This window comes from Pseudomonas sp. P4_C4, assembly GCF_056402055.1.
The window spans coordinates 24,308-41,691 of sequence record NZ_JBFUID010000008.1 but is presented as its reverse complement, the minus strand read 5'-3'; the positions used below and the strand labels follow the sequence as shown (position 1 = coordinate 41,691).

The 17,384-nt window shown below is 60.6% G+C and carries 14 protein-coding genes and 1 tRNA gene; 3 read left to right on the top strand and 12 right to left on the bottom strand.

Translation table 11 applies throughout. The features are described 5' to 3' along the window. Positions 1–15: 15 nt before the first annotated feature. Genes AC1DXW_RS06755 through ptsP form a run of 3 tightly spaced genes read right to left on the bottom strand, consistent with a single transcriptional unit; the run spans position 16 to position 5,569 of the window. A complete protein-coding gene (locus tag AC1DXW_RS06755) occupies positions 16–1,755 on the bottom strand; it encodes a PTS fructose-like transporter subunit IIB (RefSeq protein ID WP_477752802.1) in 1,740 nt (579 codons plus the stop codon). Between the two features lie 11 nt (positions 1,756–1,766). Then, the gene (gene pfkB, locus AC1DXW_RS06750; RefSeq protein WP_477752803.1) at positions 1,767–2,708 is read right to left on the bottom strand and encodes a 1-phosphofructokinase; all 942 of its coding nucleotides are present in this window, start codon (positions 2,706–2,708) and stop codon (positions 1,767–1,769) included. Beyond that, a complete protein-coding gene (gene ptsP / locus AC1DXW_RS06745; protein WP_477752804.1) occupies positions 2,708–5,569 on the bottom strand; it encodes a phosphoenolpyruvate--protein phosphotransferase in 2,862 nt (953 codons plus the stop codon). The genes pfkB and ptsP overlap by 1 nt, the downstream gene beginning before the upstream one ends. Positions 5,570–5,858: 289 nt before the next feature. Here ptsP and cra point away from each other — a divergent pair, with 289 nt between their 5' ends. Together cra and AC1DXW_RS06735 are read left to right on the top strand one after the other, a co-directional pair. Beyond that, positions 5,859–6,854, top strand: a complete 996-nt coding sequence (cra, locus tag AC1DXW_RS06740) for a catabolite repressor/activator (protein ID WP_477752805.1) — start codon at positions 5,859–5,861, stop codon at positions 6,852–6,854. Between the two features lie 3 nt (positions 6,855–6,857). Then, complete coding sequence (locus tag AC1DXW_RS06735; protein ID WP_477759861.1) at positions 6,858–7,634, top strand: TatD family hydrolase; 777 nt, start codon at positions 6,858–6,860, stop codon at positions 7,632–7,634. Here AC1DXW_RS06735 and AC1DXW_RS06730 read toward each other — a convergent pair whose 3' ends face one another. From AC1DXW_RS06730 to ampD, 4 genes are all read right to left on the bottom strand, one after another. Next, positions 7,635–8,024, bottom strand: coding sequence for a hypothetical protein (locus AC1DXW_RS06730; RefSeq protein ID WP_477752807.1), 390 nt, complete (start codon positions 8,022–8,024; stop codon positions 7,635–7,637). It abuts the gene before it with no gap. 289 nt (positions 8,025–8,313) lie between these two features. Further along, positions 8,314–9,018 carry a methyl-accepting chemotaxis protein gene (locus tag AC1DXW_RS06725; protein WP_477759873.1) on the bottom strand — a complete coding sequence of 235 codons (705 nt, stop codon included), beginning with the start codon at positions 9,016–9,018 and terminating at the stop codon, positions 8,314–8,316. Between the two features lie 1,523 nt (positions 9,019–10,541). Further along, complete coding sequence (gene ampE, locus AC1DXW_RS06720) at positions 10,542–11,378, bottom strand: regulatory signaling modulator protein AmpE (RefSeq protein ID WP_477752808.1); 837 nt, start codon at positions 11,376–11,378, stop codon at positions 10,542–10,544. Then, positions 11,375–11,935: a 1,6-anhydro-N-acetylmuramyl-L-alanine amidase AmpD gene (ampD, locus tag AC1DXW_RS06715; protein ID WP_477752809.1), complete on the bottom strand. Its 561-nt coding sequence runs from the start codon at positions 11,933–11,935 to the stop codon at positions 11,375–11,377. Before ampD ends, ampE begins: the two co-directional genes overlap by 4 nt. Before the next feature lie 252 nt (positions 11,936–12,187). On the opposite strand from ampD, the gene nadC reads away from it, so the two are divergent. Further along, entirely contained in the window at positions 12,188–13,036 is an 849-nt protein-coding gene (gene nadC / locus AC1DXW_RS06710; RefSeq protein WP_477752810.1) for a carboxylating nicotinate-nucleotide diphosphorylase, read from the top strand. 51 nt (positions 13,037–13,087) lie between these two features. Here nadC and AC1DXW_RS06705 read toward each other — a convergent pair whose 3' ends face one another. The 5 genes from AC1DXW_RS06705 to truB form a co-directional block, all read right to left on the bottom strand. Further along, positions 13,088–13,393 carry a DUF6388 family protein gene (locus AC1DXW_RS06705; protein WP_477752821.1) on the bottom strand — a complete coding sequence of 102 codons (306 nt, stop codon included), beginning with the start codon at positions 13,391–13,393 and terminating at the stop codon, positions 13,088–13,090. A gap of 132 nt (positions 13,394–13,525) precedes the next feature. Continuing rightward, positions 13,526–13,601, bottom strand: a tRNA-Thr gene (locus tag AC1DXW_RS06700). A 138-nt stretch (positions 13,602–13,739) separates the two neighbouring features. Next, positions 13,740–15,845 (bottom strand): polyribonucleotide nucleotidyltransferase, encoded by a 2,106-nt coding sequence (gene pnp / locus AC1DXW_RS06695; RefSeq protein ID WP_477759860.1) that lies wholly within the window; start codon positions 15,843–15,845, stop codon positions 13,740–13,742. 206 nt (positions 15,846–16,051) lie between these two features. After that, entirely contained in the window at positions 16,052–16,321 is a 270-nt protein-coding gene (rpsO, locus tag AC1DXW_RS06690; RefSeq protein WP_347910535.1) for a 30S ribosomal protein S15, read from the bottom strand. A gap of 143 nt (positions 16,322–16,464) precedes the next feature. After that, the gene (gene truB / locus AC1DXW_RS06685; protein ID WP_046038714.1) at positions 16,465–17,382 is read right to left on the bottom strand and encodes a tRNA pseudouridine(55) synthase TruB; all 918 of its coding nucleotides are present in this window, start codon (positions 17,380–17,382) and stop codon (positions 16,465–16,467) included. Between the last annotated feature and the right edge of the window lie 2 nt (positions 17,383–17,384).

Here is a 17,384-nt window from a genome sequence, read left to right as displayed (position 1 = left end):
CTACAGGATTGGGTGTCAGGCGCTGACGGGCTCTACCGCCAGCTCCACCGCCTCCGACCGTTTCACCAGCGCATACACCACCGCCGTCAACAGGCTCCCTGCCACAATCGCCAGCAAATAAAGCAGCGCATGGTTGATCGCATTCGGGATCGCCAGCACGAACAACCCACCGTGGGGCGCCATCAGTTTGCAGCCGAAATACATCGACAGCGCACCAGTCAACGCACCGCCGGCGATGCTCGCCGGAATCACCCGCAACGGGTCTTTCGCCGCAAACGGAATAGCCCCTTCGGAGATGAAGCACAGCCCCAGCACCAGTGCTGCCTTACCGGCTTCGCGCTCAGTCTGCGCAAACTTGCGCCGCGCAATGAACGTGGCGATGCCCAGGCCGATCGGCGGCACCATGCCGGCCGCCATGGTCGCCGCCATCGGCGCGTAACTCTGCGACGCCAGCAACCCGACCGAGAAGGCATAGGCCGCCTTGTTGATCGGCCCGCCGAGGTCGACGCACATCATGCTGCCCAGCAATACACCCAGCAGAATCGCGTTGGTGGTGCCCATGCTGTCGAGGAAATGCGTGAGCCCGGCGAGCATGCCGGCGACCGGTTTGCCAACCACATAGATCATCACCAGGCCGGTGAACAGACTCGCCAGCAACGGAATGATCAGGATCGGCTTCAGCGCCTCAAGACTTTGCGGCAAACGTGCATAACGGTTGATCGCCTTGGCCACATAACCGGCCAGAAAACCGGCAATGATCCCGCCGATAAATCCGGCGCCCAAGGTGCTCGCCAGCAGACCGCCGATCATCCCCGGCGCGAGGCCCGGACGGTCAGCGATGGAATAGGCGATATAGCCTGCCAGCAGCGGCACCATCAACTTGAATGCAGTGTCGCCACCGATCTGCATCAACGCCGCCGCCAGCGTGCCCTGCTCCTTGAATGCGGTGATGCCGAACACGAACGACAAGGCGATCATCAGTCCGCCGGCCACCACCATCGGCAACATGAACGACACGCCGGTCAGCAGGTGTTTATAGACGCCGGTTTTCTCTGATTTGGCTGGGCCCTTGGCGCTGCTCGAAGCGCTTTCCTGCTGGCCTTCGGCCAAGGCCTTTTTCAAGGTCGCTTCAGCTTGCTTGAGAGCGATACCGGTGCCACAGCGATAGATTTTCTTGCCGGCGAAACGCTCGGTGGCGACTTCGATATCAGCCGCCAACAGCACCACATCGGCCTCGGCGATCGCTTGCGCGCTCAATGGATTGCGCGCGCCGACCGAGCCCTGGGTTTCCACTTGCAGGTCATAGCCCAGGCGTTTGGCCGCTTGCTGCAAGGCTTCGGCAGCCATGAACGTGTGAGCGACACCCGTCGGGCACGCGGTGACGGCCACCAGTCGCGGCGTGTTTTGAGGCACCGTCACAGGTTCGACGACGGCTTCGTCAGCGGCGTAAACCTGAGCCTCCTGCGCACCGCGCCGCAACACGGCTTCCACGTCTTGCAGGGCCTGGGCCGGGGTGCTCTGGAACAGCCGCTTACCGACAAACCGCGACATCTCCACCGGCGCGCTGGTCACCAGCAGCACCCACTCGGCCGCGTCCAGGGTGGCCGCCGACAGTTGTTTTTCGGGATGCGCGGCATCGGTGATTTCGACACTGGTGCTCCAGCCCTGACGCTGAGCCGCGGCATCGAGCAGCCGGGCACACAGCACACTGGTGACCATGCCGTTCGGGCAGGCCGTAACGATGGCTAACTTCATGACAAACCCTCTTATTGTTCTGTCAGGGGACGCACGCGCACACCCTGTTCGAGCTGCGCCAGTTGCGCTGCATCGCCAATGCCGAATCCGATCTGGGTCACTGCCATCGCGGCAATCGCCGTGGCGGTGCGCAAGGTCTGCTCCGGCGTATCGGCACTGAGCAAACCGTGGAGCATCCCCGCCAGCAATGAGTCGCCCGCGCCCACCGTACTGGCGACACTGACCCTGGGCGGAGTGGCATGCAGTGCCGAACCGACGCTGAACCAGTTCACACCCTCGGCACCATGGGAAATCACCACATGCTCGATGCCCTGGGCGTGCAAGCGCTCCGCCGCCAAGGCCTGGGCACTGACCGAGACGACCTCGCAATCCAATACTTCGGCCAGCTCTTCAGTGTTGGGTTTGATGAGCCACGGTCCCGCTTTCAGCGCTGCGCGCAATGCCTCGCCGCTGGTGTCGAGGGCGACGTTCAAGCCCAACTTCTTCAAGCGCAAAATCAACGCCTGCAACCATTGCGCACTGACGCCCATCGGCAAACTGCCGGCAACCACCACCGCATCATGGCCCGGGGCAATCTGCTCCAGTCGCTCCATCAAGGCCTGCTGCGCCGCTTCGCTGACCTGCGGTCCCGGCCCATTGATGTCGGTGATGCGTCCGTCGCTTTCCGCCAGTTTGATATTGCTGCGGGTTTCACCGGGAACGCGGATGAACGCATCGACAAAACCGCGTTTAGCGAACAATGTTTCGAACGCTTGCAGGTTGTCTTCGCCAAGAAAGCCACTGACGGTCAGCTGATGACCGAGGTCCGCCAGCACCTGCGCCACGTTCACGCCTTTGCCGGCGGCGTGGGTGTGCATCACCTCGCTGCGGTTGACCTGGCCGGCGTCAAGGCGCGGCAACTGGACGGTCAGGTCCAGCGCCGGGTTGAGGGTCAAAGTAAGAATCCGGGCCATTACAGGGCCTCCACTAGTGCGCGCACTTCATTGGCGCTGCCCACGGCCAGGGCCTGTCGGGCAAGGGTTTGAGTCTGAGTGAAGCCCAGTTCGCGAATCCGCGCCTTGACTTCGGCAATGCTGCGAGCGCCGACGCTGAGTTCGTCCACCCCGAGGCCGATCAGCACCGGCACTGCCAACGGGTCGGCCGCCAGTTCGCCGCACACACCGACCCATTTACCGTGAGCATGAGCCGCGCGCACGGTGATGTCGATCAGTTGCAGCACCGCCGGATGCAAGCCATCGGCCTGGGCCGACAGCGTCGGATGGCCACGGTCGATGGCCAGGGTGTATTGGGTCAGGTCGTTGGTACCGACACTGAAAAAGTCGACCTCTTTGGCCAGCACCGGCGCCAGCAATGCCGCCGATGGCACTTCGATCATGATCCCCAGTTGCAGGTCGGCGACCGGGATTTCCTGGCGCAGACGTTCGGTCATGTCACGGGCCTGGCGCCACTCGTCAACACTGCCCACCATCGGGAACATGATCCGCAGCGGCCGGTTGTCGGCCGCCCGCAGCAAGGCGCGCAATTGCGCTTCCATGATCTGCGGGCGCTGCAAGGTCAGGCGAATGCCACGCACGCCGAGGAAGGGGTTTTCTTCCTTCGCAATCGGCCAGTACGGCAGCGGTTTGTCGCCACCGACATCGAGAGTGCGCACCACCAGCGGCCGCCCGGCCAGACCGTCGAGGACGCGGCGGTACTCGACTTCCTGGGTCGCTTCGTCGGGCGCTTGCGAGTGGGCCATGAAAATCAGTTCGGTGCGCAACAGGCCAATGCCTTCGGCGCCCTGCTCCACCGCGCCGGTTACGCCAGCGCTTTCACCAATGTTGGCGAACACTTCTACGGCGTGGCCATCGGTGGTCAGCGCCGGTTGATGGCGCCGTTCAGCAGCCGCCTTCAAGCGTTGCTCGCGGGTATCGCGCTCGGCGGTGGCGCGCTGCAAGGTCGCCGCGTCGGCGTCCACATGCAGGCGACCCCGCTGGCCATCGAGCAGCAATGGCGTACCCGGCGCCAGCAGCAACACGCCGGGGCCGGCGCCGACCAGTGCCGGAATGCCCAAGGCCCGGGCAACAATCGCACTGTGCGCCGTAGCGCCACCCCGGGCGGTGAGAATCCCGGCCACGCGAGCCGGATCCAGACGCGCGACGTCGGACGGGCCAACCTCGTCCATCACCAGAATGTACGGTTGATCCGGCTCGCTCGGGGTTTCGATGCCACTGAGCTGCATCAGCACCCGGCGCCCGATGTCGCGCAAGTCGGCTGCGCGCTCGGCCAGCAAGGCATCCTGCAACGCTTCCTGCTGCCGGGCCGCCGCCTCAATCACAGCCATCCACGCCGCCTGGGCGCTTTCGCCCTGCTTGAGGCGCGCATCGACCTCATCGGTCAGTTCCGGGTCGTCGAGCATCTCTTGGTGGGTGATGAAGATTTCGCGGATGGCTTTGCTCTTGCTGCGCTCGATCAGGCCCTGAATGTCACGACGCACCTGCGCCAGGGCGTGCTGGAGACGCTCACGCTCGATGCCGGCGGACTCGCCGCGCAACGGGTAATCGATGGTTTGCAGCACTTGAATATGCGCCGGGCCGATGGCAATCCCCGGGGCGGCGGCAATCGCCTGGACCACGCTGCCTGACACCGGGGCGAGGACCACTTCGGCCATATCGGCAACGACTTCGCGTGCCTGGCTTACTGGCGGCAGCGGCTCGACTTCCTCACCGAGGCCCTCTTCGATGGCGGCCAACAAGGCCGGCAACGCATCAGCCGCGATGCCCGGTTCGGCAATGATTTCCAGAACCTGTCCCCGACGGGCGCCGAGGCTGAGCAACTTGCTCAAACTCTTTACCGACACCGCGCTGTCGTGACCATCGACAATGCGCACGCGGATGTCACCTTCAAAACTCTTTGCCAGTTGCGCGAGGATTTTCGCCGGCCGCGCATGCAAACCGTGGGCGTTGGCCAATGCAATTCGCGCGCTGGGCCAGTCGGCGGGCACTTCACCACCGAGCACTTCGAGGACTTTGCGGCTGCTGGTGGCGCGTCCCAACTCATGGCCACGCCCTTCGATCAACAACGCGCACAGGCGTTCGAGCAGCGCTTGATGGGCCTCACCAAGGCTGGCCAGGCAGAACAGTCCATTGAGTGGCTGGCCGAGATAGCGCAGCGGTTTGTCCGGGGTGACGAAGGCAAGGCCAGGGCGCTTCACCGTTTGCTCGCTGTGCAACCACCACAGGCCATCGCCCAGGGGCAGCGCTTCAACCTGCTGCAGCACGGCGGAGAAACCGTTGCTCACGCAGTCGGCCTGCCGCAACAGACGTGCGCCGCGCCAGACCAGCTCTTCGAAATCTTCGGCCGCCACACCCAGGCCGATCATCTGCGCATCCAGCGCCAGCTCCTGCGGCGCGCCTTGCAGCAACTTCAGCAATGCTTCGGCGGAACCGGCGCGACGCAGGGCCTGGCCCAGATCCGTCTCGCCGAGGGCGCGGGTCAGCAATTGCAACAGGCGCAGGTGTTCATCGGATTTGGCGGCGATACCGATCGCCAGGTAAACGATATGACCATCGCCCCAGTCCACGCCATCGGGGAACTGCATCAGGCGCACACCGGTGGTGAACACCAGGTCGCGGGTTTCGGGCGTACCGTGGGGGATGGCAATACCTTGACCGAGAAAGGTCGAGCCTTGGGCCTCCCGCGCCTGCAAACCGGCGAGATAGCCCTCGGCAACCAGGCCGTCGGCGACCAGATGCCGGGCCAACAATTGCAGCGCTGCGGATTTATCCACAGCCGACTGGCCCATGGAAATCTGCTCTACAGTGAGCTCGAGCATGTGTTCTCCTTTTTGGCGCCTTGGGGCGCCAGGTATTGTTTTGAATGAGCCAGCTCAGGCGCTTGGTCGTCATTTTGGCGGTTTCACGGCAGAACCGGCCAAAGGCGCCTCTAACGTAGAAAATACGCTTGCTGAAACGTTTAATCTAGAATGAATGGCACGTTACTCGATAATGTCCCATCCTTGAAGCTCAACTTGTCGGATGCGTTGCGACAATGGTCGCCTGCCTTAATCGGTTAGGATTGACGAAAATGTCGAGGCAATCTCGAAAAAACAAGGAAACAGCGGGTTGAAACTCAGTGATATCGCCCAGTTGGCCGGTGTGTCCGTCACCACCGCCAGCTATGTCATCAATGGCAAGGCCGAACAACAGCGCATCAGCAGCGCCACCGTCGAACGCGTGCGCGCAGTCGTCGAACTGCATGGCTTCACGCCTAACCCACAGGCCGCTGGCTTGCGCAGCCGACACACGCGCACATTGGGGTTCATTCTGCCGGATCTGGAAAACCCCAGTTACGCGCGAATCGCCAAATTGCTGGAACAAGGTGCGCGAGCCCGGGGCTATCAGTTGCTGATCGCCAGTTCCGACGATGCACCGGACAGCGAACGGCAATTGCTGCAACTGTTCCGCGCCCGGCGCTGCGACGCACTGATCGTTGCCAGTTGCCTGCCGACCGGCGACGACAGCTATCGCCAATTGCAGGCCAAGGGCCTTCCGATCATCGCCATCGACCGGGTCATGGAGCCCGAGCATTTCTGTTCGGTGATCAGCGACGACCGCGAGGCCAGCCTGCAACTGACCCGCAGCCTGCTGGAGCCGCTGCCCAGGCACATCGCGCTGATCGGCGCCCGCCCAGAGCTGAGCATCAGCCGGGAACGTGCCGCTGGCTTCAAAGAGGCGCTCGTCGGGTTCAACGGGGAAGTGCTGATCGAAGAAGGCGAATCCTTCAGTCGCGAGTGCGGCAAACAATTGATGGACGAGTTGCTGCAGCGCCTGGGCCATTTACCCGATGCCCTGGTGACCACCTCCTACGTGCTGCTTCAGGGCGTGTTCGATGCGCTGCACGACTTCCCGCTGAGAAACCGCCCGCTACGCCTCGGCACGTTCGGCGATACCCAGTTACTGGACTTCCTGCCACTGCCGGTCAACGCCATGGCCCAGCAACATCAGCTGATCGCAGACAAGGTCCTCGCGCTGGCCCTGGCAGCCATCGAGCAGTCTGATTACCGGCCCGGCGTGCAAGCCATCCCGCGCACGTTCAAGCAGCGTATTCTTCAGGACTGAACCGTGGAGCTGATCGACACCCACACCCATCTGGATTTTCCGGACTTCGACGCCGACCGCCAGGCGCTGCTGGCCGAAAGCCGCGCCCTGGGGGTGCGGCGGATCGTGGTGCTGGGGGTTTATCAGGCCAACTGGCAGCGGGTCTGGGAGCTGGTGCAGAGTGATCCCGACCTGCACGCCGCGTTCGGATTGCACCCGGTGTACCTGGACGATCATCGACCGCAACACCTGAGCGAACTCGGTGACTGGCTGACCCGTCTGGCCGGCCATCGGCAACTGTGTGCGGTGGGCGAGATCGGCCTGGACTACTTCATCGAAACCCTGGACCGCGACCGTCAGCAGGCGTTGTTCGAGGCGCAATTGCAACTGGCGGTGAATTTCAATCTTCCGGCATTGATCCATGTGCGGCGTAGCCATGCGGCGGTGATTGCCACGCTCAAACGGTTTCGCCTGAAACGGGCCGGCATCATCCACGCCTTCGCCGGCAGCCAGGAAGAAGCGCGGGAATACATCAAGCTCGGTTTCAAACTCGGCCTTGGCGGCGCCCCGACCTGGCCGCAGGCGCTACGCATGCACCGCGTGCTCGGCGGACTGCCACTGGATTCGGTGGTGCTGGAAACCGACTCGCCGGACATGGCCCCTGCCATGTTCCCCGGCCAGCGCAACAGTCCGGCACACTTGCCGGCGATCTGCACGGCACTGGCGCAATGGATGGCGATCAGCCCGGAACGATTGGCGGCTGCCAGCACCGCCAACAGCTGCGAAGTGTTCGGCTGGTAATCAGTCGACGTGAGCCCTGGCAGCCTCCAGGACCAGCGTCAGGTGCTGGCGCCGGCGGAAATAAAGGACCACCGCGAAGTACACGAATATGACGATCAGCGAAGCATTCAGCTGTTCGATGACGCTGAGCATCCCCAACCACTCCATCACCAACGCCACCAGCAAGGCAGTGCAAACCATCACCCGCAGGCTGGCGCGCAACAGCGAAAAAGAGTCGAGGGACTTGAAGCGTTTGAATTGTTCCGGGCAACGTAACTGAACGTGCTTCTGGCAGTGGGCACAGGCAAACGCTTCATTGATCGAAATGGCGTTGAGCTGCCAGGGTTGAAGCAGCAATGTGCGCTGACAATGCGCACAGCGCCCCTGGATTCCTGATGTTGCAACAGACATAACCGGGTTTCCTCCATGAAGTAAGCCGCGTAACTCTTCCTTGATTGACATCCAAAATCCAGTGCACGGAGGAAATCAGGAGGACTCCCACCCGTAAAGGGAAAAAGTATTACGAAACTTTCCGACAGTACACCAAAATTGTGGGAGCGGGCTTGCTCGCGAAAACGGTGGGTCAGCCACATGGATGTTGGATGTGCTGCCGCCATCGCGAGCAAGCTCCCTCCTACAGTGATTTGGGTGGTTCACAGATTTTGCGGAACGCCGCTCCCACAGGGTCTCGAGAAGACTTTCAGACCCTGAATGCACTGATCAACTGTTTCAACTCCACGACCTGGGCCGACAACGCCCGGCTGGCATCTTCGGTCTGATGTGCACCTTCAGCGGTACGCTCGCCGGCGCGATTGATCTCGACGATGTTCTGGTCGATGTCGTGGGCTACGGCGGTTTGTTGCTCCACGGCGGCGGCAATCTGCTGGTTCTGGTCGACGATCATGCCGACCGCGCCCAGGATGTTTTCCAGCGCCCGCTGGACCTTCTCCGACTGCCCCACCGTGCCGTTGGCCATTTCATGGCTGGTGCCCATGGCCTTGACCGCCGCGCCGACACCGCCATGAAGCCTGGCGATCATCTGCTCGATTTCTTCGGTCGATTGCTGGGTCCGTTTGGCCAGGGTCCGGACTTCATCGGCTACCACGGCGAAACCACGGCCCTGCTCACCGGCCCGTGCGGCCTCGATGGCGGCATTGAGCGCCAGCAGATTGGTCTGCTCGGCGATGCTCTTGATCACGTCGAGCACGCGGCTGATGGACTGGCTGTCGTTGGCCAGTTGATTGATCACCCGCACCGATTGATCGATCTCGCTGGCCAGCGCGGCAATGCTGCCTTGCTGCGACTCCACCAAGCCGCGACCACTGATGGTTTCGTCGTTGACACTGTGGGCACTGCTCACTGCCGCGGCGGCACTGCGCGCGACCTCCTGGGAAGTGGCCGACATCTGGTTCATCGCCGCGGCCACTTGCTCGATTTGCGTGCGCTGCCCGGCGACGGCCTGGTTGCTTTGCGCGGAAACATTTTCCACTTGCCCGGCCTGACGCTCGACTTCGCTGACGGTCTGCCCCACCCGCTCGATCAGGTCATGGATTTTCTTCACGGTGCCGTTGAACACCTCGCCCAACTCCCCCAGCTCATCGCGGCTGTGGGCGCTGAAGGTCACGGTCATGTCGCCGGCCGCCACCTTGTCCATCACCGCCCCCAGGCGCTTGAGCGTGGTGCGGGTCGAGACATAGAAAGCGCCGTAGAGATAAAAGATCAATACAAATACGACTGACAACGCCACGGCCTGCAAGACCATGTGCGTACGGTTCTGGTCCAGGCGTTGCTGCAACTGCGGGCCCATATACTTCAGGGTCGCCTCGTTGAGTTGGTAGGTCTGGTCCATCAGGGCGCTGACCTGATCGTAAAAGCCCTGCCACGGCGCGTCGAGGGTATCGGCCATGACCACTTGTTCTTCAAACAGCTCGCTGGCTTTCTTCAAGGATGCCCGGCTGCTATCGGCCTGAGCGGCCAAGGTATCGCGTGCGGCTTTGCTGGAACCCAGGGCATCCTGCAGTTTCAGGCCATACTCGGCCTGGAGCTTTTCAATCTGCACCAGCAATTCATCGAAACGGGTACTCGAAGCCGAGTTGATGAAACCCTGCCCCAACGAATAGGAACCCATTGCCCGACCTTCGCCCAGGATCTGGGTGACACGTGGCGTGACGAGGGTGACCAGCTCGCTCAACTGGCGCATGTCGCTCTGATTGTCGCGACTGAGGCCGGCCTGGCTGGTGATGAGCTGGCTGAAAATCTGCGCGCTGCCGACCAGTTTGCCAATCAGGGCACTTTTGCTTTGCAGGGAGTTTTCCGTTTGCTGGGCCTTGAACGCGGCGATCATTTCATCGCGTTTGCCATCAAACACCGCGACCTGCTCCGGGTCGCTGGTCATTGCCGTCAGCCCTTGCAGGCGAGTCAGAATATTCTGCTCAAGGGCGCTGATTTTCGATTCGACATTGCTGGCCTTGCCGGACTGGCCGAGGCTGACATCGATCTGCACCAGGTTGTTCAGGGTTTCCAGATCGCGCCGCAACGTCAGGCTGCTGCCCAACAGGTCGAGACTTTGCAGTTCGATGCGCGTGCCCTGGAACTCGCGGTAGGAGTCACGTACCAGATAGAAGTTGGTCACCAGCATCGGCACCAGGAACAGTACGCTGATCAGGCTGAACTTCATGCCGAAGCTCAGGCGGTTCATCAGTGCGACAGCGGGATAGAGCAAGCTCTTCACTGGATGTCTCCCTTCGATTTCTTATTTTTTTTATTGGCAGGCGCAGACGGGCGGCAGATAGCCACTATTCAGCGCTATCTCTGTATAACTTAAATCGGCAGGGGGTTTTGTAACTTAAGGTTAACGACAGGGCGAAGCACTTCGGACAAGTGATCGCCCTGTGGCGAGGGAGCTTGCTCTGATTTCTGACTACAGCGCTAAGGCAGGACCGTCCACAGCGCAAACCCGGCATACCAGAGCACTGCGGCACGCAGCAGCAGTTCCCAGATGCGGTCCAGGTTGTTGATACCTTCTGCGCCAGCCACCGGCGCCGGAATTTCACCGGCCACCAGCCCGACTTTCACGATCAATTGCGCGGCGCTGATGTTCCAGTTCAGCAGCTCATGCAGCATGACCCGGCTGACCGCGACAAAATTGCCGACCAATGCCAGGCTCGCCGCCAGCAGACGCACCGGCACCCAGTCGAAGGCGTGACGCAGTTGCCCGGCGCGTTCGACCACCGCCGGGTTTTTTCCGTGTTCTTCGGCCAGCGCCAGCAACCGATAGCTCAGCGCGGCGACCGGACCCAACAGGAAGTACCAGAAAATCACCGCGAAAAAACTATGGTAGGCCTCCCACAGCAAATGCCCTTCGACCTGTTCCAGCAGTTGCTCGCCACTGTCGGCGCAAATGTCCAGATCGCGCTTGGCGACATGGGCTGCTGCTTGCAGGTCCTCCCGACGCCAGGCATCGCGGAACGGCCCGAGATCGCCCAGCAGATCACCGCGCCCCAGGCTGTAAATCACCACCAGCAAATGAATCGGCAACGCCAGCAACCCGTAGGCCACCGGCTCGATGATGACCAGCAGCAAACCCAGCAACGCCACCGGCAACAAGACCAGTACCGACAACACCAGCCAGGGCCGGCCCGAAAGTCGCGGGCTGGCCTCAAGCTTGTTCAGCTCCTGTGTCCAGCCACTGTCACGCTGAACCCGATGACGCAAGGCCGAGAACTTCTCGATCCACACCGCCAACAGCAACACCAGAAAACTCATCGTCCTTCCTCTTGTGCCAGGGCGGCACGATAGCGTGCCCAGTCGAACGCCGGCCCTGGATCGGTTTTGCGCCCCGGTGCAATGTCGCTGTGCCCGCAGATGCGCTCTGTGGTGATTGCCGTGAACGCCTGCTGCAACTGGCGGGTCAGGGCTGTCAACGCGCTGTATTGCGCGTCGGTGAACGGCTGATCATCCGTGCCTTCCAGTTCGATGCCCACGGAAAAATCGTTACAGGTTTCCCGTCCCTCGAAGCTCGAAACACCCGCATGCCAAGCACGCTCAAGGCATGAAACGAACTGAGTGACGGTACCGTCACGCTCAATCAGAAAGTGCGCGGACACCCGCAAATCCGCGATCCCTTCAAAATAGGGATGTTCGGTGACATCCAGACGATTCTGGAAAAACTCCTGCACCTTACCGGTGGCGAACTGCGCCGGTGGCAGGCTGATGTTGTGGATCACCAGCAGGGAAATTTCGCCTGTGGGGCGCGCATTGAAGTTGGGTGAGGGGCAGACATGCACACCCTGAATCCAACCGCTCGCGGGGTCCAACTGCATACATATTCCTTCGACATCGACTGAGTTGACACAGTATGCCGTGATAATCCCCCGGGGCGCGATCACTTGCCGCGATTGAGGCGCTGGAGGTTGCCGATCTCAAACTGGCGTTTGTTCGGAATCGACGGCCTACGCCGACAACGACAGGGATTCGACCAAATGCAGGCGCCAGCACCAATGTAACGCGCTGATGCCTTGGGTTGGTCGCTGCCATGGCCCTATAATCGAGCCACTTTGTTTGTGGAGTCCATTATGCCGAATCTACGTCTCGCCGATCTGACCGCCGAAATCGAAGCCAACGTGCGCCGTGCGTTGCGCGAAGACATCGGCAGCGGCGACATCACCGCGCAGTTGATCCCGGCTGAACGCCTGGCCAAAGCCACCATCATTACCCGCGACGCGGCCGTCATCAGCGGCACCGCCTGGGTAGATGCCGTGTTTCGGCAACTGGATCCACGGGTGGCGGTGCACTGGCAGGTTGCCGACGGTGAACGGGTGACGCCCAACCAGGTGCTGTTCCACCTCGAAGGCCCTGCACGCTCACTGCTGACTGGCGAACGCAGCGCCCTGAACTTCCTGCAATTGCTCTCCGGCGTGGCGACCCGCGCGCAATACCTGGCGGACTTCGTGGCCGAGACTCAGGTCAAACTGCTCGACACTCGTAAAACGCTACCGGGGCTGCGCCTGGCGCAAAAGTACGCCGTGACCTGCGGCGGTTGCCATAACCACCGCATCGGCCTTTATGACGCCTTCCTGATCAAGGAAAACCACATCGCCGCCAGCGGCGGCATCGCCCAGGCCATAGCCGCCGCGCACAAGATCGCCCCGGGAAAACCAGTCGAGATTGAAGTGGAAAGCCTGGATGAACTGAAAGAAGCGCTGGCGGCCGGTGCCGACATCATCATGCTCGACGAACTGAGCCTGGACGATATGCGCGAAGCCGTGCGCCTGAATGCCGGCAAGGCCAAACTGGAGGCCAGCGGCGGGATCAACGAAAGTACGTTGCTGCCGATTGCCCGGACCGGGGTGGATTACATTTCGATCGGTGCGATGACCAAGGATGTGAAGGCTGTAGACCTTTCGATGCGCCTGAGCATCTGATCGCTCTTGTGCAATGAAAAACGCCAGCCCCATTGAGGCTGGCGTTTTTGTTCAAACCACCAGATTGTTCATCTCGCAGTACTCTTCCCACTCGACACCTAGCACCTCGGCCGCTTCTTTATGCAGCTTCAGGCGTTCTGTCTCGTACTCTTCTGGTGTCGAGGTGTATTTGAGGCTCAACTCCCACGGCTGCAAGCCCTGGGCTTCGGCTTCATCCTCAAACGCCCACTGAATCTGGTCCTTCTGATCATCGGCACTCAGGTCCTTGATCTCTTCCATCAGATCCGGCACATCCAGCATGTACTTTTTCAGTGCTTCTTCGTGTCTGGCTTCTTGGGTCAATTCTTTTATTGTCATGGCGTTCTCGTTGATCTGGGGAATGGAAGATGGATCTGGATCATCAAGGATCTCTCTGACGCAAAAAACCGTATAAAGCGCGGTTTGTCTGGCCTTCAGAACCATTCGGGATCATCTGAAAACAAGTCTTGCTGGTGCCCGAGACAGGAATCGAACCTGCGACCTTCGCGTTACGAGTGCGCTGCTCTACCGGCTGAGCTACACGGGCGGTGGGCTAAACCTAGCACTGACTTCAGAGGCAGGCAACTTCCGGAACGTCTCAATTTCCTGCAGACAAAAAAATGCCCCTTCGTTTTCACGGCGGGGCATTTTTTACAACGTTGAAGCGGTCAGGCGTGAGGCGCGATTAAACGCCCGAAGCCTTGGCTGCTGCCACGTCTTTGATGGACAGCTTGATACGGCCGCGGTTGTCCACGTCCAGTACCAGTACTTCCACTTCCTGGCCTTCTTTCAGGATGTCGGTCACTTTCTCGACGCGAGCGTCGCTCAGCATGGAGATGTGAACCAGACCGTCCTTGCCTGGCAGGATGTTGACGAATGCGCCGAAGTCGACGATGCGCTCAACCTTGCCAACGTAGATCTTGCCGATCTCGGCTTCAGCGGTGATGCCCAGAACGCGCTGACGAGCAGCTTCTGCCGCTTCCTTGGTTTCGCCGAAGATCTTGATCGAACCGTCGTCTTCGATGTCGATCGAAGCCTTGGTCTCTTCACAGATCGCACGAATGGTCGCGCCGCCTTTACCGATGACATCACGGATTTTGTCGGTGTCGATTTTCATCGCGATCATGGTCGGAGCGTTGGCCGACAGTTCGGTACGCGACTGGCCAATGATCTGGTTCATCTGGCCGAGGATGTTCAGGCGCGCTTCCAGGGCTTGGCCCAGAGCGATTTCCATGATCTCTTCGGTGATGCCCTTGATCTTGATGTCCATCTGCAGCGCGGTCACGCCTTTGGCGGTACCGGCTACCTTGAAGTCCATGTCGCCCAGGTGGTCTTCGTCACCCAGGATGTCGGTCAGGACGGCGAATTTCTCGCCTTCTTTAACCAGACCCATGGCGATACCGGCAACCGGCGCCTTCATCGGCACACCGGCGTCCATCAGGGCCAGGGAAGCGCCGCAAACGGAAGCCATCGAGCTCGAACCGTTGGATTCGGTGATTTCCGAAACCACGCGGATGGTGTACGGGAACACGTCAGCGGCAGGCAGCATGGCCGAAACCGAACGACGGGCCAGACGGCCGTGACCGATTTYACGACGACCAGCGCCCCCCATGCGACCACACTCGCCCACCGAGAACGGAGGGAAGTTGTAGTGCAGCATGAACGGGTCTTTTTTCTCGCCTTCCAGGGTGTCCAGCAGCTGTGCGTCACGGGCGGTGCCCAGAGTCGCGACTACCAGGGCCTGGGTTTCACCACGGGTGAACAGGGCCGAACCGTGAGTCTTCGGCAGAACACCGACTTCGATGTTCAGCGGACGTACAGTCTTGGTGTCGCGCCCGTCGATACGTGGCTTGCCGTTAACGATGTTTTCGCGAACGGTGCGGTATTCGATTTCGCCGAAAGCGGCTTTGACTTCGCTGGAAGAAGGCTGGCCTTCTTCACCGGACAGCTTGGCAACGACCTGGTCCTTCAACTCGCCCAGGCGAGCGTAACGGTCGGCCTTGACGGTGATGGTGTAGGCCTGGGAGATCGCTTCGCCGAACTCGGCACGAATAGCGCCCAGCAGTTCGGTGGCTTCTGGCGCAGGAGCCCAGGTCCAGGTTGGCTTGGCAGCTTCGGCAGCCAGTTCTTTAACAGCGTTGATCACAACCTGGAACTCGTCGTGAGCAAACAGTACCGCGCCCAGCATCTGGTCTTCGGTCAGCTCTTTGGCTTCCGATTCAACCATCAGCACAGCGTCCGAAGTACCGGCAACGACCATGTCCAGGCTGGAAGCAGCCTGTTGCTCGTAAGTCGGGTTCAGCAGGTAGCCGGTGCTTTCGTGGAACGCAACGCGGGCAGCGCCGATCGGGCCATCGAAAGGAATGCCGGAGATCGCCAGGGCAGCCGAGGTACCGATCATCGCAGCGATGTCCGGATCGGTCTTCTTGCTGGTGGAAACGACGGTGCAGACAACCTGCACTTCGTTCATGAAGCCTTCCGGGAACAGCGGACGGATCGGACGGTCGATCAGTCGGGAAGTCAGGGTTTCTTTCTCGGAAGGACGGCCTTCGCGCTTGAAGAAACCGCCAGGGATCTTACCGGCAGCGTAAGTCTTTTCCTGGTAGTGAACAGACAGAGGGAAGAAGCCCTTGCCTGGATCGGCTTGTTTTGCACCGACTACGGTCACCAATACGCTGACGTCGTCGTCAACGGTGACCAATACTGCGCCGGAGGCCTGACGGGCGATACGGCCAGTCTCGAGGGTAACGGTCGACTGACCGAACTGGAATTTTTTGATTACCGGGTTCACGGTGTCCTACCTTCTTTGTGGCTCTTGGGGGAACTGGTTTCTTGCGAAATTCTTGGGCAACGCCGGGAATCGGCCCGACTGGTTTGTCCAGGTGTTACTCAGGCAAAGCAGGTATCCAGATAAAACTTGAGGCTGGGAGCCTGCCATGCACCGGCGGGAAACCCACTGGTGCACGACAGACAACCAACCTCTAGCGCAATCGCTTATTAGCGACGCAGACCCAGGCGACCGATCAGAGTCTGATAGCGACCCAGATCCTTGCCTTTCAGGTAGTCCAGCAGCTTACGACGCTGGTTAACCATGCGGATCAGACCACGACGGGAGTGGTGGTCTTTACCGTTGGCCTTGAAGTGACCTTGCAGCTTGTTGATGTTGGCGGTCAGCAGTGCAACTTGCACTTCTGGCGAACCGGTGTCACCAACAGCTTGCTGGTAGTCAGTTACGATTTGAGCTTTTTCTTGAACGTCGAGAGCCATGAGGCAATCCTTTTATCAGGAAACTGTTTCAGAAAAACAGTTTCAACAGGCCAGGGACAAATCCCTGTATCTAAAAATGAGTAGTGACCGTGCCTGTTGACAGCCACCCTCGCCAGCCTGCTTTGACACAAGCTGGTTTCCGGTCATTCTGACCGAATCAGTCGACGCGGCGCGATGCGCCCGTCTTCGCTCACTTCACCGATACCGATGAAGCGACCATTGTGATCCTGTACCCGCACCATGCCGAACTTCGGAGCATCCGGGGCACGTACCGGCTGGCCGTTGAGCCAGTAGAACGCACTCGCTTCCGAGAACTGCAACAGTGGCCAATCCAGCAGGCCGCTGTCCGATGGCATCAGGAAGCGATCGACCGCTTCGTTGCCGCCTTCGGCATGTACCGCTTCCAGCTCTTCGAGGGTAACCGTCTGCGCCAGGGTGAATGGCCCGGCCTGGGTACGTCGCAGTTCTGCAACGTAAGCACCACAACCGAGTTGCTCACCGATATCCTCCACCAGGGTGCGGATATAGGTGCCTTTAGTGCAATCCACCGCCAGCCGCGCAGTATCACCTTCGAAGGCCAGCAATTCCAAGCGCGTAATAGTAACAGAACGCGGTTCGCGCTCCACTACTTCGCCTGCACGCGCCAGCTTGTACAGCGGCTGGCCATCACGCTTGAGCGCCGAGTACATCGGCGGTATCTGACTGATTTGCCCACGAAATTTCGGCAGTACCGCCTCGACATCGGGGCGACCAACGGTCACCGGGCGCTCCTGCAAAACTTCACCTTCGGCATCCGCCGTGGTGGTGGTCTTGCCCAGTTGCGCCAGGGTTTCATAACCCTTGTCGGAGTCGAGCAGGTATTGCGAGAACTTGGTGGCTTCGCCGAAGCACAGCGGCAACACGCCGGTGGCCAAGGGATCGAGACTGCCGGTATGACCGGCCTTTTCGGCGTTCAGCAACCAGCGAACCTTCTGCAAGGCCGCGTTGGAGGTGAACCCCAGCGGCTTGTCGAGAAGGATAATGCCGCTGACGTTACGACGGATACGTTTGACCTGAGCCACCG